Origin of the sequence: Faecalicatena orotica, assembly GCF_905197545.1 — a bacterium.
Lineage (GTDB): Bacteria > Bacillota > Clostridia > Lachnospirales > Lachnospiraceae > Faecalicatena_A > Faecalicatena_A orotica.
Genome location: NZ_CAJJZH010000004.1, coordinates 440,812 through 455,886, shown reverse-complemented (window position 1 = coordinate 455,886; position 15,075 = coordinate 440,812). Strand labels below are relative to the sequence as shown.

Sequence of the window (15,075 nt, the reverse complement as noted above, 5' to 3'; positions counted from 1 at the left end):
GATGTTAAAATGGCACACCTAATTCTGCCGTTTCTCCATCATCAGATTCAGCGCCATTGCGAAGGCAACAATCAGTCCTCCTGTAAAGGTCGTCTTCGAATATGTATTCATGAAAAACAGGTCGATAATGATCCCCGTAAATACCTGCGCTACAAACGTCAGCAGGGTCAGACGGAATGCCGGCAGTGCCGGGACGATAATGTTGCAGAGGTATACGGCCATAACTCCCAGCATTCCTCCCATATACATCCACGGCCTTGTGCCTGATAAATCCAGTGTGTATGCCGGCGTGATACCCGCGAAAAGCAGTGCCGTAAAGGCAGATACAATCAAACCTGCGAGGTGGTTGACAAAGGAACTCTGCATCTCACCGATCTGCTGTGCAAGGCGGGCATTAATTGTTCTCGAAAGCACTACGGTAATGCCGGAAAAGAGAGAGAAGATGACCGCCAAAACCCCCGTTGTCACGGAATGGTCCAGCATGATGATGATTCCAATTATGGAAAAGGCAAGCCCTGCAAAGACTGATTTCCGAAAAGGACATTTTTCCATTCCAAAAAATCCGAAGCTGTCGATCACCAGAGATGCCGCGGTCTGCCCCAGTAAACCGAGTGCGATGATGCTCGTCATGCTGATATGCCCGTAGGCGAAATTGTTAAACACAACCGTCATGACACCAACCGCACCGCCTGCATAGATCCACAGCGGATGGAATATCTTCCCTGGTATTCCTGCCTTCTTCCCTTTACACACCAGAAGGGCAAATACGGTGCCAACCGCATGGACAATCACCGTCGCCCAGAAAACACCAAGTCTCTGCGACAAACTCCCATTAATAGAAACCATAACTGATATTGCCAAACCTGAAAGAAGAGCTAAAAAGTTGTACATTACCTTACCTCCCGTACTGATACTTTATAGATTCATTATAGAATTAGGATTGACGTTTACATATGACATATGTCATAGTAATCATATGATGCCGGGAAAAAAGAATTTTGACAAGAAATTTAAAAACATTCGGATTGATAAAAGCGAGGTACAGAGAATGCAAAGAAGGCCTTTGACTGAAAAACATTATGAAAAATTAAAAGAATTCGCTCTGTCTGATCTGCCGCTGGAAGCATGTGTCTGTCTCAGCTATGATCCGGGTGAAATACTGATTCAGGAGGATATGCCCATAAAATATCTATACCTCGTCCTGTCAGGCAGGGCAAAAGTATGCTCTACTACTCCAAACGGGAAACATCTCGTCTTATGCTATTATGTGTCTAAAGGGATACTTGGGGATGTCGAACTGATGGCAGATGCAAATACTGCAACTGCCACCGTTATCGCCATCACTGAATTTGAATGCATCGCAGTCCCTTACCAGAGGAATGCTGCAGCATTGAGAAATCATGTAGAATTTTTAAATATTATCGGGAAAGAGCTCGCTTTTAAACTAATCACGAGTTCGCACAGTCTGGTCTCCGCCTCTCTGTGCACCGGAGAAGAAAGACTCTGTTCCTATATCCTGCACGCGTCACACAATGGAATCTTCCGTGATACCCTGACAGATACCGCATACTCCCTTGGCATGAGCTACAGGCATATGCTGCGCCTCTTAAACCAGCTCTGCTGCGAAAAAGTGCTGGAAAAATCGGCCTGCGGATACCACATTCTAAACCGGGATGTGTTAATCAGGCGGGCGGGGAATGAGGGGGGACTTTGACTCACTCAATCTTCCCGTCCAGATAGGAAATCAAAATATTCTGTGGGTTTCCATAGTAAAAACAGCTTAACGGTTCTTCTCCTCCAGAACCTTAATTCCTTCCAAAAACATCCAGCATATGGGTGTGGGGATTCCCTCTTCTTTCCCCATCTTTACCATGCTGCCGGCAAACATCTCGATTTCTGTCTTTTTCTTTGCCTCGAGATCCTGCAGAGTTGAAGGCTTATTCTCATACGGAATCCTGCATATCGTGTCATACTGCCTGCGCATCTGCTCATCTGTTATGATAATTCCCTTTGCCTTTGCAACTGCCTGTACTTCCTTCATGGCTGCCCAGCGGATTTCATTGGCCGGCTCACTGTCCCGGAACATTCCGAATGGGATTCCGAGCAGTGCACAGGTCAGGTTCTCACCGACATTGCACATGTATTTAAACCAGAGCCCCCACATCATATCCTTCTCTACCTTATAAGGGATATCACACCTTTCCATCAAATCAGAAACAGCCTTTACACGCTCTGTCAGAACTTCATTCTTTGCTTCTCCGAAGTACACTTTGCCCCAGTATGGGTCGAAATCTGCTTTCCCATTCCTCATCACAATTGACATCCGCATATAAGAATAGAGGACATGCTCCCAGCCGTAAACAGCAGCGACCCTCTCTTCGCTTTCCACGCCATTCATCACACACAGGATCTGGGTACCGTCCCCGACGAAATTACGGATATCTTCAATGGCCTGGTCCAGTCCCATGTCCTTTACCGCCATGATGACCAGATCTTTTTTCGTTCCTTCCTCAGGTGTACAGACCGGGAACCGGTAATTGACTCCATTCACGGTTACACCCTTATTCTCCAGACGCTCTTTTCTTTTTCCCCGGGCAATGACGCAGAAATTCTCCCTGCCCAAATGTTCCTCCATACGCGGGGCGAAGAACACGCCCATTGCGCCAAGTCCGATTAATGCTGCACTTTTCATTTCCATATTCATTCTGCCTCCTTTATTCCCGTGGGCAATGAAGCGGCGCGGGATATTTGAATTGCTGAAAATAGTTACCATGAACACTAGATTCGGAAATACCTCACCAAGTGTAAATAGTATATCATAAATACTAAACTCGTAAAATACCTCGTTAAGTATTTAGATATATATCTGTTTATACGTTTCCCGCAAATAGAAAATATTTTTTACTTGACGCATATATCTGTAACTGCTATAATTACAGTATGAACTGTACTTATTTTATTTACAGAAAGAGGTGACCATACCATGAAGAAAAGAATCTTCTTATTCACGATTCTGACCTGCGCTGCCCTGCTGCTGAGTGCTTGTCAGAAGTCCACTGGTGCTGATGATACGAAAAAGGATGCCCCGGAAAAGACAGCCGGCTCTTCCACCCTTGAAAACTTCAAGCTTCAAAGACTGGATGGAACAGAGACCGATTTAAACAGCCTTCTACAGAAAGCAGAGCTTACCGTCGTCAATATATGGGATCCGTCCTGTGATACCTGTCCTGATGAAATGAAAATTTTTTCAGAACTATCCGGCCAGTATTCCGGCAAAGGGATTCAGGTGGTCGGAATCGTCCGCGGAGTTACGAAAGAAAAAGATGAAGATGCACTTGCAGTAATAGCCGATACCGATGCACATTATATTCATCTTCTCGATTCAGATGAATTAGACAAACAGATACTGGACCAGTATCCTGATACACCGACAACAATCTTTATCAGCCGCGACGGCCGGCAGTTGGGGACAGCATATACAAAGGCCGAAGATAAAGCATTCTGGGAAACAGAATTTGAAAAATATCACAGCCAGATATGTGAAAATGACCATCCGGCAGACTGCGCGGTTGGCTGAACGCCGTGGTAGCAGCAGGCTGCTGCTTCGCGGTAAAAAGCCGGGAACAATCATCCTTTGATTTTTGTTCCCGGCTTTTTAATTCGTATTATACAGATACGATTCCGACTGGTCAGGCCGTCTGCAAATCTTCCTGCCCTTCATTCTGTCCAATGAGCCCGTACAGATCCTCAATGGACAGCTCATTCGCCTTCATAAAATTATAAAGCTCACCGAGCTCTTCTTCCCGCTTTTTATTCTCAAGCTCTTCTTTCTGCTGCATCAGAACATCCAGCTTGTCCTGCTGTTTATTTATCTGCTCTTCCAAAGCATGGATCTGGTTGTCTAATGATTTCCTCTGTCTCGCCATATCTTTCTCTCCTATCGCTAATTTTTACGTTATTTAACGCTCTATTAAATTATATGGCCGGGCTTGGGAATTTATTCCTGTTTTTTTCCAGATTTATTCTTTTGTTCTCTGGTTCATAACAAGTTCTTTGATCTCGCTGTATTTACCTGTCACATAATCGTAATTCTCCCGCTTGTGGGGAAGGGTGCAGTTCGTACAGTCCTTAACCCCCCTGTCCGTATACCTGAAATTACCTCCACATCTGTCGCCTAATGCATATAAGGGGCAGTAACAGAACAGACAGTTAAAATTATCCGGGTCATTCGTCTTATGGCATGGAAAATATTCACATTCCTTATGGCTGAAAAATGAATATTTCTTTTCTTTTATATTCTTATCTTTCCGGGACATATTTTCATCTCCTTTAGAACACTACTATATCACTGTTTATACGCAGATGCAAACCAGCTTTTGTTACTGCTCCATTTTTACCTAAATTTGTTTGACACTCCTGCCCCCGCATTCTACAATGAATGTAGTAGTTATTTTATAGAAAACGGAGGTGTTGTTATGTTACATGAGGTAAACTTTTTATCCTTCAACAAGCGCGACGAGGTACAGGGCTGGATCTATGCCCCTGCTGTAAAACCAAAGGGCATTGTCCAGATTATTCACGGATTCGGTGAACATTCCAGACGGTATCTGCACATGATCGTAAAATTTATGGATGCCGGTTACATTGTAGCAGCGGATGACCATGTTGGACACGGAAAAACCGCGATGGTCAGCGGAATCTGGGGTGACTGGGGTGATGCAGGCTTCCATACCATGATGGAGGATGAACACACCCTGAAAAAACTGGTATGCGAGAAATACCCGGATCTTCCATACTTTCTTTTTGGACACAGCATGGGGTCCTTTATTGCAAGAGATTATGCCGCAGCATACGGCGATGATCTGGCCGGGGTCACAATCTGCGGGACTACAGGAACCTTCCGCGGGGCTTCCGAAGCCGCCGTACTTTTGAAGAAAGCTGTAGATGAAGGACTCGGGAAAGATTCCAATGCTGAATTTACAGGGGCTCTGATGGGGTGGATGTGCGAACGCTGTGATGATGTCACGATCGGAAATGAGTGGATCTGCGCAGATCCTTATGTACAGAAGGATCATGCAGAAGATCCTTTTGATGCCTTTACAAAGCCAACCAGCAACCGCTCCCTTTATGATTTTACACAGATGATGGAGGCAATTAAAGGTACCGAATGGGCTGAAAAAGTGCCGAAATCACTTCCGGTTTATAATATCGGCGGTGATCAGGACCCAGTCGGCGAATATGGAAAAGGAATCTATGAGGTATCAAACTGGCTGTGGGATACCGGGCACCGTGTTACGACCAAAGTATATTCCGGCTACCGTCATGAAATCCATAATTATGCTGCCATCAAAGATGAGGTCGAGGCAGGAATCATTGAATTTATGGATGGAGTACTTGAGGATTAGCCAATTGTAAACCAACACTTTATCTATACAGATGCCGTACTCCAGAGAGCGCGGCATCTGTGCCAGAGTGTGTTTGATAATTCATGTATACGGCTGATTGTCCCACTTTGCGAGATATTTGAGCCAAATTTTTGAGGCGTAGTGGGTCCTACGTTGATAAAATTTGGCGCAAATAGGGGGTGAAGTGGGGCGGTCAGACGTGTACAATGAATTATCAAACACACTCTAATAATAACAAGTGAAATGTGTATTGGTTTTGCAAACAGCACTTGACTTTTCCCTTTCCCTCTTTTACACTTATGCATACGCAGATGATGGTTCTGTACATGGAAACTATCACATAGCATCTTAATAAGCAATCTCAAACAATCTAATAGATCTTTGAGTCACCCCTATGATCAGGGAATTTTTCAGAAATACACAGCCCCCCTATATTTTGCAGTAATATACCATTGTCTGCCCCCAAATTTTTTGCTATAGTAAAATCAGATAGTTTCTCTGTATAGTTGCATAGAAAGGATACTATATGGACAACACAACCAAAACAGTTTGGCAGGAGGAGCCGCCTGCCGCTGTACAGCACGAAGATGCAGTCTTAAAGACAATGATGCATTTCTTATGTATTGTTTTCCGGATCGATTCGGCATCCTGTAACTGAATTTACAGAAGGAATGAATACATACCGGGTCATCCCCATTATTATGCGGGAAAAGAGTGCCGACGAGCTGATTGACAGACTGGAAAAATGTGTGGCAGAAGATGCCCCCCTGAAGCGTGAAGACCTTGTAATGCTTCCCCTCTGCCCCTTGATGGGTGGAACAATGCCGCAAAAGGACAGGATCAGGGCTGCATTTGCAATTACAAGGGAGGCAACAACAATCAATCCTGATGAAGTCAGGAAAATCGAGGCGGTGATCTATGCTATGGCAGACAAGTTTTTAGAATCAATGGATATCGAAGAAATCATGGAGGAAATAAAAATGACCAGGATAGGACAGAAATTAGTAAGTGCGGGGATTGCTGAAGGCCTCGCTGAAGGTATTGCTGAGGGGGAAGAAAGAGTCAACCGTCTGACGCTTCTTCTCCTCGCAGATAAAAGGTACGATGATATTGAGAAAGCCTCTAAAGATAGGGAATACCAGAGACAGCTATTTAAAGAATTTGGGATCTGACGTAGCGATTCCTGAATATTCTGCATATCCAAATTCCTGTTATCATAGATTGTATACTAAATACATCCATTAGCAAGGAGTGTTCTAAATATGCCAAATGAGAATAAAGAGAACTGCTGCAGCGGCCGCGATGCTGTACCCGGACAGCCGAAAGAAAGTTTTTCTGCCCCCGGCCCTTACCCTCCCGTGCGGGTCTGTGAGCGCAACAGCCTTTACGGAAGAATGATGCTGGATAATATGGGAGGGCAGCATTCGGAAATGACTACCATAAGTCTCTATCTTTATAATAATATGCTGATTGATGAGAATGACCGGATTTCCAATATCTTCAAGGGAATCAGTATTGTAGAGATGCATCATCTTCATATTTTCGGGGAGATTGCAAGGATTATGGGTGAAGCCCCCAGACTCTGGACACACCGCGGCAGCCGGATGGTCTACTGGACGCCGGGATATAATACTTACTCCATTGAATTAAAGCCCCTGCTTGTAAACGCAGTGAACATGGAAAAGGGCGCTGTACAAAAATATCAAAATCAATGTGCCCGGATTGAGGATAAGTATATTGTGGAATCTCTTAAGAGAATTATCGAAGATGAAGAACTACATATCAGAATCTTCGAATCGCTCTATGATGAGTATTGCCGCTAGAAAATCTTGTGGGGCAGAACCGTATCGGTCCTGCCCCGTCTGCAGTCTTCTATTTCAGGGCTCCCTCCAGAAATTCCACGCATCCTTCTATTCCCAGCCGGCTGCTGTCCAGCACAACATCATAGCGGCGCAGATCATCCCACTTCTTCCCTGTATTTGCAAAATAGTAATTTGCACGTTTCTTATCGAACTTCTTCATGGTACTTTCCACATCCCCTTCCGGAATTCCATATTCTGCTGCTATCCGTTTTTTCTTATTCGGAAGTTCCGCATGAATGAAGACATTCAGCACATCATCCCTGTCCTTCAGCACTTCTGATGCACAATGTCCAAGAAAAATTGCCTCTCCCGCATCTGCCAGCCTTTGAATGGTCTTCTGCTCTTCCAGAAAAATACGTCCCTCATTGGACAGCATATTTACATTACCGTTCTGTACCTGGCTCATCATATAAAGAGAATACATCAGGCTGTTTGTGGCTGTCTCCTCATATCTCCCGATTCTCTCAACGGAGATATTATATTTTTGAGAAACCATTTCCAATATCTCAATGCCGTAACAGGGGACCTTGCTTACCTCCGAAAGTCTTCTTCCTACCTTTGTTCCTCCGCTTCCATATTCCCTTTCAATTGTGATAAAACTGTACTTCATTTCACTTCGCCTTCCTTTTTGCCTGCCCCCAGTTGACAGGAACACACGCCTCAGCTAAGGGTATACTTTCTGTTTTATAGGTGTAACTATTCTTATAGTTTATACCTTCTTCCGGTCATTTTCAACTCGTAATCCATACTTTCCTTTAGCACCGTTGAGGTACATTTGAGGTTGAACGTATAAAATACAGTAACAGAATTCCCTGTGCCATGCTGCCCTCATATAACTTCTTTTGGAAGAAATGTCCAAACTGTGATAGAATAAAATTCGGAGGTAGAGAAGATGTTTCATATTTTAGTAGTAGAAGACAACAAAGAATTGCGGGATCTTTTCTGTACAGTTCTGACCGACAACGGTTATACTGCAATCCCCGCAACAGATGGAATGAATGCGTTTGATATTCTCGATCATACTTATGTAGATTTAATCATATCCGATGTCATGATGCCTGTTATGGACGGTTTCGAAATGATAAGAGCGGTGCGGGAAGCAAGGTATACGATGCCGATCCTCATTATAACCGCGAAAGAAGATCCGGCAGATAAACAGGAGGGGTTCCGGTCTGGCACTGATGACTATATGGTCAAGCCGATTGATGTAAATGAGATGGTCTGGAGAGTAGAGGCACTTCTGCGCCGTTCACAGATTGTCAGTCAGCGTAAGACCCAGCTCGGCTCGACTGTATTTGACTGCGATACATTGACCGTCCGGTGTGGTTCCTCGGTAACTGAGCTGCCCCAGAAGGAATTTCTCCTGCTCTTTAAACTGGCCGCTTCGCCCAACCGGATTTTCACACGCAGACAGATTATGGAGGAAATCTGGGGTCCTGACTCTGAAACAGATACTCATACTTTAGATGTCCATATCAGCCGTCTTAGGGAAAAATTCAAGAGCAATCCCGATTTTGATATCGTGACGGTCCGTGGACTCGGTTATAAGGCGGTGAAAAAGTAACATGAATAAACATACATTTAAAGCCACCGTCATGTTTTCTTTTTTAGTATTTATCATACTCACTATTACTATGACATTGATGGGATTCTTAGCTATTACCTTACTCAATCTGGGAATCATCCAGGATCCCATGACCGGTCTGATCCTTCTCATATCTGGTGTGGTCAGTGTAATTCTGGGAACCATTTTTTCACAGTTTGCCGGGAAACGGCCTTTAAGGGCAATTTTCTCCATTAATGAGGCAACGAAGGAAGTGGTAAAGGGAAATTTTAACGTCCGGGTAGATGAAGACACCCCTGTCACTGAATTAAGCTCTATGGCCCATAATTTTAATGTTATGGTAAAAGAACTGGCAAATACAGAAATTTTCCGGAAAGATTTTATAGAAAATGTTTCCCATGAATTTAAAACACCACTGGCTGCCATTGAGGGATATGTGACACTCCTGCAGAAGAAATCCCTGTCCGAGGAAAAACGGGCGGAATACACGGAACGAATCCTCTTCAATACAAGGCAGCTTTCCTCACTGACAGGCAATATCCTCCTGCTGGCGCGGCTTGAGAATCAGGAAATTGAGGTTAAAAAAGAAAGCTATTCTCTGGACGAACAGCTTCGGGAAGTCATCTTACTCTTTGAAACACAATGGACGCAAAAAGAACTGGATCTGGATATCGACCTGTGTTCAGTGGATTACAGCGGCAACAAAGAACTGCTCATGCAGGTATGGCAGAATATACTGGGTAATGCGATTAAATTCGTATCCCAACAGGGACAGATACAGATTCTTCTAAGAAAAAAGCAGAAAAACATTATAGTTTCCATTGCAGATAACGGGGTCGGTATGGATGAAGACACAATAAAAAGAGTATACGAAAAGTTCTATCAGGCAGACGCCGCACGTACCGGGGGCGGCAATGGCTTAGGGCTGACTCTGGCAAAACGGATCGTCGACCTGCATAACGGAACGATCAAAGTTTCCAGCAGGGCCGGGGCCGGCACTATTTTTACAGTAACGCTCCCGGAAGAAATACAGCAGGAGTAGTAATACCGTAAGAAAACATAATATCAACACCACCTATTAAGAGTTAAAAATGGAGATCACAGCTATTCTGTGATCCCCTTTTTTAATTAAATTAAATATGCATGAAATATATTAAACAAATATCCGACAATGATAATCCCGACCGTGCAGATAGCAATAAACAATGCTAACAGCTTAGGCTTTACTGCTTTCTTTAACATAATCATAGACGGCAGGCTTAAAGTCGTAACTGCCATCATAAAAGCCAGAATTGTGCCTAACTGCGCGCCCTTCGCAAGCAGCGCCTCGGCAACCGGTATGGTGCCAAAAATGTCCGCATACATCGGGATACCGACTAATGCAGCTAATATGACGCCAAACGGGTTATTGCTTCCTAAGACTGTTTCCACCCAGCTTTCCGGTATCCAGTTATGAATGACCGCCCCGATTCCGACACCTGCTAAAATATAGGGGAATACTTTTTTAAATGTTTCTGTAACCTGTTCTTTCGCAAACTGTATTCTGTCCCTTTTTGTGAGTGCAGGGGTATTAATATCCACACTGCCTGCGCTCCTTATAAATTCTTCCACATACTTTTCCATGTGCATTTTTTCAATAATTGTCCCACCGGTAACCGCAATCACTAACCCAATCAGTACATAGGCAAAGGCAACTTTTGCGCCGAAGATACTCATAAGCAGGACAAGGCTTCCCAAGTCTACCATAGGGGAAGATATCAGGAATGAAAAGGTAACGCCTAAAGAAAGTCCGGCATTTGTAAACCCGATAAATAACGGTATAGAGGAACATGAACAAAAAGGAGTAACCGTTCCCAGTAAAGCCGATATAATATTTGCCCCTGTCCCATGAAACCGTCCTAATATTTTCTTACTTCTTTCAGGCGGGAAATAGCTTTGTATAAACGAGATGAAAAAAATTAACAGACATAACAAAATAGTGATCTTAATCACATCATAAATAAAAAACTGAATGCTCCCCCCTATGCGGCTTTCGATGTCCAGCCCCGAAGCTGACAGAAGGCCGCCTATTAAACTGTTCAGCCATTTCATACCTAATATCTGGTCCTGAAAAAATAACCATATATCACTTAAAATTGTCAAAAAAACCCCTCCATTCTTTTTTCAAATCAATTTTTTTTGATGTATTGAGGATATATAAAAGCCATCGCACGATGACTTTTATACACCCCAAGGGTACACAATGTTCTAACTATGCCTGTATATCCGGCGTTGTCAATTCTAAAAGGCGCTTTGCAGCGTACTCACTTCCCTTTTGATTCAGGCTGTAGTGTGTCCATTTCCCTTCCTGTCTGCCTGTTACAATACCTGATTCACAAAGTATTTTCATATGATAAGATAAAGCCGACTGCCCCATGTCCATACACTCAATTAGGACACACGCACACTTTTCCCCGCCTTTTAAATGTTCTAAAATAGCCAGTCTCTTTTCATCACAGAGTGCTTTGAAAATTTTAGCATCTTTCGAAAAATCTGTCATTTCCACTGTCCTTTACATCAAATTATTTTGATATGACTATCATAACCTACATACCTCTTCTTGTCAATACTCAATTACTCAACCCGAAGTGCCGTCACCGGGTCATTCTTCGCAGCCTTGCTGGATGGGATCAGGCCTCCCAGTATCGTCAGCAGCACGCTGAGCAGGATCAGTATGACTGCATACTGTACGGGCAGAACTGCGCTGATGGACGAATTCCCTGCCAGATGGTGGATTAGTGCATTCCCCGGTATCAGGATCAGAAGTGTCAGAATGATTCCGATCCCTCCCGCACAGAGGCCGATGATGAAGGTTTCCGCATTAAAAATCTGGGATACATTCCCCTTCGATGCCCCGATCGCACGCAGGATTCCGATTTCCTTTTTCCGCTCCAGTACACTGATATATGTGATGACTCCGATCATGATAGACGAAACTACGAGAGAAATCGCTACAAAGGCGATCAGCACATAGCTGATGATGTCGATAATGTTCGTTACAGAAGACATCATTGTCCCTACTATATCTGTGTAGGAAATAACCTGCTCATCTTTTCCTTCTTCCTCCATGCGGCTGTTATAATCATCCAGAATCTGGACTACTTGTTCCTTGCTCGCAAAATCCAGCGGATAGATATTGATCCCGGTCGGCTGGTCGAAATCCACGTATCCCAGTTTTTCCAAATTTCCTTTATAAGTGGCTCCTTCCGTGGTCATGAAGGACATCAGAAGTTCTGACATTTCATCCTGATCCATATTCATCTGAAAAGCCTTTGCAAACGCTTCCTCGTCAATCTGCATGGCATCACCCATTGCACTCTGAAGCTGGCTTCCGATCTGGCCCATGACTGACTGCATGGCGCCTTCGATGCTGCCACTGATCTGGTTTACAATCTGCTCCATCAGGGATGACATCTGCGTCTGAAGTGTCTGTGACATTGCCTCTGTAAAGCTTCCCATTGATTTTGTCATATATTCCTGAATAACCGTGGATATCTGTGTCTCCAGACTGTTCATATCAACCATGCTGTATATTCCGTCCGAAAGCTGCTGTCTGCCCTCTGCTGTGTTCAGATATTCCATAAAGTATTGTCCCATTAAGGACGGGTCCGGCAGGCTGTTGGCAGCCGCATACTGCTGATAGCCTGCCGCCAGCTCCAAAGCCAGCTTCTGCAGCTGTTCAGATGTGACCGTCACATCGATATTGCTCTGGAAAATTTCATTTCCCCACCGGGTAAGGATTTCCTGTGCTTCTGCTGTCTGCAGATACTCGATCAGGTACTCATCAAACAGGTCGGGGTCCGTATACCCCTGCCCGGCTGCATATGCCTGATAACCGGCCATAATTTCAGAAAACATTGCCTGAAGCTGCTCTGTAGAAACGGTAACACCCCCGCCGTTTTCCTGTATCATGTCTTTTATATTTTCTGTTAAGACCGCCTTCGCTTCCTCGGATACCAGATAAGTATAAACTGCATCGTCCAGTTTCGTGTAGTCTGCCTGTGGATTCCCTGCAGTATAGTTCTGGTAACCTTTCAAAAGCCCGCCCACCATTTGTTCCAGATTGTCTCTGGAAACAGTCAGATTCAGTCCGTTCAGCAGACTTTCCATGCTGAGGCCTTCCATTTCCGGAAGATCCAGTTTCATATCCCCGAAATTCATCATTCCGGACAAATCCAGTGAATTTCCATCCATCTGAAAAGCCCCGGACAGGTCCATCGAATCAGAGAATCCGCCGGACAGGGCGTCTTCATTAAACTTAAAGGCATTCTGTATGGCATTCGTATCTATTGAAAAAAGAGAATCCATATTCAGGGAGTTCTTGTTACTGTCCGTATCACCGAACGGCTCGTTGGTAAACACATTTACATCCGTTTCTGCCATCTGCTGCTGTACGATCCTGCTGTTCTTCGCCTGCTTTGCAGTATGCTGTGTCAGGGAAACCGTGTATCCGATCCCCGGCTTAAGTGCGGAACCGTTTGCCCCCTCTGAAAGCTGCACAATACCAACCACTTTAAGCTCTTCCCCGTTTTTCACCAGTGTGCGCATATAATCCTTGTTATCGGTCTTATCCGTCCACACTTTATGCTCACTGTCATATTCATAATAATCTGAACTGTTTACCAGCTTGTAGGTAGTCCCCAGAATATCTTCATAAGTATAGGAGCCCATATTATCGGGTGTATTGATTGTCTCCTCATCAATAAACTGCTGAATCATTTCATCCAGTTCCATGACATCTCTCAGCCCCAATGTGTAGAGCATTAAGTCACTGATGCTACCGCTGCTGTTTAGAACGACAACACATTCCTTGTAATTTTCCGGCCAGTGCCCGGCCTTTACATCGTACTGGTCTTTATACAAAGAGGCATTTTCCGGCATTTCATAGAACATATCCGTGCTCATCATAGAGGACATCATACTATTGGAACCGGAGGCTGAGCCAAATCCAAGAGAATCGAAGGATTTATCCGGATTGACCTGACGGATCTTATCTCCATCCTCACGGTAAATCTGGGGGACACCATTATAAGAGTATTCGATGGCTTTTGTATATGGCTCTATCCCGCTTTCACCGCTGTCCAGATAATTCTTCAGAGATTCCAGGTCATTGGAATTCATCGTGGAAAACATATCCGTCACCATCTGCACCACATGGATATCACCGTCTTCTTTTTTCCCGCCTCCCCCTGAATTTCCGACCATCAAAGCTGAAATGTCGAAACCAGTGCTTTGAATCTGGAGGGGATATTCGGAAAGGGTCTCCTCCTCCACGGACTGGATGTAGTCGTTTGCCCCCGTGGAGAGCGACAGTATCAGTGCAATTCCGATGATACCAATGGAACCCGCAAAGGCGGTCAGCAGTGTCCGGGCCTTTTTTGTCCGCAGGTTGTTAAAACTCAGCGAAAGTGCCGTCAGAAATGACATGGAGGATTTCCCCATGTTCCGGTGTTCCGGCTCCTCCATGCTATCTTCATCCAGCTCATACGGATTGGAGTCCGAGCGGATCGTGCCGTCCTTTAATTTTACAATCCGGTTTGCATACTGGTCTGCCAGCTCCGGGTTATGTGTAACCATTACTACAAGGCGGTCTTTTGCCACCTCTTTTAAAAGCTCCATGACCTGAAGGCTGGTCTCACTGTCAAGTGCCCCGGTCGGCTCATCGGCCAGCACAATATCAGGATTGTTTACAAGCGCCCTGGCAATGGCAACCCTCTGCATCTGCCCGCCGGACATCTGGGTCGGCTTTTTGTGCAGCTGCTCCCCGAGCCCTACCTCTTCCAGCGCCTCGCGAGCCCGTTTCTTACGTTCGGCCTTGCTGATTCCGGAAATGGTCAGTGCCAGTTCCACATTCGCCAGTATCGTCTGGTGGGGAATCAGGTTATAACTCTGAAATACAAAACCGATGGTATGGTTTCTGTAGGAATCCCAGTCTCGGTCCTGATATTTTTTCGTAGAAATGCCGTTGATAATCAGGTCTCCACTGTCATAACGGTCAAGCCCCCCAATAATATTTAGAAGTGTTGTCTTTCCCGAACCACTGGGGCCTAAGATTGCAACGAACTCATTATCTCTAAGATTCAGGCTGACTTCATTCAGGGCCGTCTGTATCAGGTCTCCCGTTTTATATTTTTTGCTAATACTCTTAATCTGCAGCATGTTATTCACTCTCCTTGTCTTACCAAAGATACATGCCCAACCTCAA

At 44.7% G+C, this 15,075-nt stretch carries 16 protein-coding genes; 8 read left to right on the top strand and 8 right to left on the bottom strand.

The annotated features are described in order from the left end of the window. Positions 1 to 18: 18 nt before the first annotated feature. Positions 19 to 891, bottom strand: coding sequence for a DMT family transporter (locus ABIN22_RS11510; RefSeq protein ID WP_109731561.1), 873 nt, complete (start codon positions 889 to 891; stop codon positions 19 to 21). 172 nt (positions 892 to 1,063) lie between these two features. Here ABIN22_RS11510 and ABIN22_RS11505 point away from each other — a divergent pair, with 172 nt between their 5' ends. Further along, complete coding sequence (locus ABIN22_RS11505; RefSeq protein WP_346908744.1) at positions 1,064 to 1,714, top strand: Crp/Fnr family transcriptional regulator; 651 nt, start codon at positions 1,064 to 1,066, stop codon at positions 1,712 to 1,714. A gap of 66 nt (positions 1,715 to 1,780) precedes the next feature. Here ABIN22_RS11505 and ABIN22_RS11500 read toward each other — a convergent pair whose 3' ends face one another. Then, positions 1,781 to 2,698: a ketopantoate reductase family protein gene (locus ABIN22_RS11500; protein ID WP_346908742.1), complete on the bottom strand. Its 918-nt coding sequence runs from the start codon at positions 2,696 to 2,698 to the stop codon at positions 1,781 to 1,783. 285 nt (positions 2,699 to 2,983) lie between these two features. Here ABIN22_RS11500 and ABIN22_RS11495 point away from each other — a divergent pair, with 285 nt between their 5' ends. Continuing rightward, positions 2,984 to 3,577, top strand: a complete 594-nt coding sequence (locus ABIN22_RS11495) for a TlpA disulfide reductase family protein (RefSeq protein ID WP_118618452.1) — start codon at positions 2,984 to 2,986, stop codon at positions 3,575 to 3,577. A 112-nt stretch (positions 3,578 to 3,689) separates the two neighbouring features. Here the strand turns inward: ABIN22_RS11495 and ABIN22_RS11490 are convergent, their stop codons facing one another. Both ABIN22_RS11490 and ABIN22_RS11485 read right to left on the bottom strand, forming a co-directional pair. After that, complete coding sequence (locus ABIN22_RS11490; RefSeq protein WP_346908740.1) at positions 3,690 to 3,926, bottom strand: hypothetical protein; 237 nt, start codon at positions 3,924 to 3,926, stop codon at positions 3,690 to 3,692. 93 nt (positions 3,927 to 4,019) lie between these two features. Further along, on the bottom strand, positions 4,020 to 4,316 hold the full coding sequence (locus tag ABIN22_RS11485) for a cysteine-rich small domain-containing protein (protein WP_109731558.1): 297 nt from the start codon (positions 4,314 to 4,316) through the stop codon (positions 4,020 to 4,022). Positions 4,317 to 4,475: 159 nt separating this feature from the next. On the opposite strand from ABIN22_RS11485, the gene ABIN22_RS11480 reads away from it, so the two are divergent. The 4 genes from ABIN22_RS11480 (at position 4,476) to ABIN22_RS11465 (ending at position 7,228) form a co-directional block, all read left to right on the top strand. Beyond that, a complete protein-coding gene (locus ABIN22_RS11480; protein ID WP_346908738.1) occupies positions 4,476 to 5,405 on the top strand; it encodes an alpha/beta fold hydrolase in 930 nt (309 codons plus the stop codon). A gap of 526 nt (positions 5,406 to 5,931) precedes the next feature. Next, positions 5,932 to 6,063, top strand: coding sequence for a hypothetical protein (locus ABIN22_RS11475; protein ID WP_346908736.1), 132 nt, complete (start codon positions 5,932 to 5,934; stop codon positions 6,061 to 6,063). A gap of 43 nt (positions 6,064 to 6,106) precedes the next feature. Next, complete coding sequence (locus ABIN22_RS11470; protein ID WP_346908734.1) at positions 6,107 to 6,577, top strand: hypothetical protein; 471 nt, start codon at positions 6,107 to 6,109, stop codon at positions 6,575 to 6,577. A 90-nt stretch (positions 6,578 to 6,667) separates the two neighbouring features. After that, positions 6,668 to 7,228 carry a ferritin-like domain-containing protein gene (locus ABIN22_RS11465; protein WP_346908732.1) on the top strand — a complete coding sequence of 187 codons (561 nt, stop codon included), beginning with the start codon at positions 6,668 to 6,670 and terminating at the stop codon, positions 7,226 to 7,228. 49 nt (positions 7,229 to 7,277) lie between these two features. On the opposite strand, the gene ABIN22_RS11460 is transcribed toward ABIN22_RS11465, so the two are convergent. Beyond that, complete coding sequence (locus ABIN22_RS11460) at positions 7,278 to 7,877, bottom strand: cytidylate kinase-like family protein (RefSeq protein WP_346908730.1); 600 nt, start codon at positions 7,875 to 7,877, stop codon at positions 7,278 to 7,280. Between the two features lie 282 nt (positions 7,878 to 8,159). Here ABIN22_RS11460 and ABIN22_RS11455 point away from each other — a divergent pair, with 282 nt between their 5' ends. Both ABIN22_RS11455 and ABIN22_RS11450 read left to right on the top strand, forming a co-directional pair. Beyond that, a complete protein-coding gene (locus ABIN22_RS11455) occupies positions 8,160 to 8,831 on the top strand; it encodes a response regulator transcription factor (protein ID WP_109731554.1) in 672 nt (223 codons plus the stop codon). Between the two features lies 1 nt (position 8,832). Further along, complete coding sequence (locus tag ABIN22_RS11450) at positions 8,833 to 9,873, top strand: HAMP domain-containing sensor histidine kinase (RefSeq protein WP_346908728.1); 1,041 nt, start codon at positions 8,833 to 8,835, stop codon at positions 9,871 to 9,873. A gap of 86 nt (positions 9,874 to 9,959) precedes the next feature. On the opposite strand, the gene ABIN22_RS11445 is transcribed toward ABIN22_RS11450, so the two are convergent. The 3 genes from ABIN22_RS11445 to ABIN22_RS11435 all read right to left on the bottom strand — a co-directional run bounded on the left by ABIN22_RS11445 (position 9,960) and on the right by ABIN22_RS11435 (position 15,029). Further along, positions 9,960 to 10,922 (bottom strand): permease, encoded by a 963-nt coding sequence (locus ABIN22_RS11445; protein ID WP_430517200.1) that lies wholly within the window; start codon positions 10,920 to 10,922, stop codon positions 9,960 to 9,962. A 160-nt stretch (positions 10,923 to 11,082) separates the two neighbouring features. Continuing rightward, a complete protein-coding gene (locus ABIN22_RS11440) occupies positions 11,083 to 11,370 on the bottom strand; it encodes an ArsR/SmtB family transcription factor (protein WP_118618416.1) in 288 nt (95 codons plus the stop codon). A 74-nt stretch (positions 11,371 to 11,444) separates the two neighbouring features. Continuing rightward, complete coding sequence (locus ABIN22_RS11435) at positions 11,445 to 15,029, bottom strand: ABC transporter ATP-binding protein/permease (protein WP_346908724.1); 3,585 nt, start codon at positions 15,027 to 15,029, stop codon at positions 11,445 to 11,447. Positions 15,030 to 15,075: the final 46 nt, after the last annotated feature.

What these genes read in the sequence shown, in the direction of transcription:
- ABIN22_RS11470 (WP_346908734.1), top strand. Translation starts at nt 6,107, where the DNA reads ATGCGGGAAAAGAGTGCCGACGAGCTGATTGACAGACTGGAAAAATGT.
- ABIN22_RS11480 (WP_346908738.1), top strand. Translation starts at nt 4,476, where the DNA reads ATGTTACATGAGGTAAACTTTTTATCCTTCAACAAGCGCGACGAGGTA.
- ABIN22_RS11485 (WP_109731558.1), bottom strand. Translation starts at nt 4,316, where the DNA reads ATGTCCCGGAAAGATAAGAATATAAAAGAAAAGAAATATTCATTTTTC.
- ABIN22_RS11490 (WP_346908740.1), bottom strand. Translation starts at nt 3,926, where the DNA reads ATGGCGAGACAGAGGAAATCATTAGACAACCAGATCCATGCTTTGGAA.
- ABIN22_RS11445 (WP_430517200.1), bottom strand. Translation starts at nt 10,922, where the DNA reads ATGAAATGGCTGAACAGTTTAATAGGCGGCCTTCTGTCAGCTTCGGGG.
- ABIN22_RS11435 (WP_346908724.1), bottom strand. Translation starts at nt 15,029, where the DNA reads ATGCTGCAGATTAAGAGTATTAGCAAAAAATATAAAACGGGAGACCTG.
- ABIN22_RS11465 (WP_346908732.1), top strand. Translation starts at nt 6,668, where the DNA reads ATGCCAAATGAGAATAAAGAGAACTGCTGCAGCGGCCGCGATGCTGTA.
- ABIN22_RS11440 (WP_118618416.1), bottom strand. Translation starts at nt 11,370, where the DNA reads ATGACAGATTTTTCGAAAGATGCTAAAATTTTCAAAGCACTCTGTGAT.
- ABIN22_RS11500 (WP_346908742.1), bottom strand. Translation starts at nt 2,698, where the DNA reads ATGGAAATGAAAAGTGCAGCATTAATCGGACTTGGCGCAATGGGCGTG.
- ABIN22_RS11450 (WP_346908728.1), top strand. Translation starts at nt 8,833, where the DNA reads ATGAATAAACATACATTTAAAGCCACCGTCATGTTTTCTTTTTTAGTA.
- ABIN22_RS11510 (WP_109731561.1), bottom strand. Translation starts at nt 891, where the DNA reads ATGTACAACTTTTTAGCTCTTCTTTCAGGTTTGGCAATATCAGTTATG.
- ABIN22_RS11460 (WP_346908730.1), bottom strand. Translation starts at nt 7,877, where the DNA reads ATGAAGTACAGTTTTATCACAATTGAAAGGGAATATGGAAGCGGAGGA.
- ABIN22_RS11455 (WP_109731554.1), top strand. Translation starts at nt 8,160, where the DNA reads ATGTTTCATATTTTAGTAGTAGAAGACAACAAAGAATTGCGGGATCTT.
- ABIN22_RS11475 (WP_346908736.1), top strand. Translation starts at nt 5,932, where the DNA reads ATGGACAACACAACCAAAACAGTTTGGCAGGAGGAGCCGCCTGCCGCT.
- ABIN22_RS11495 (WP_118618452.1), top strand. Translation starts at nt 2,984, where the DNA reads ATGAAGAAAAGAATCTTCTTATTCACGATTCTGACCTGCGCTGCCCTG.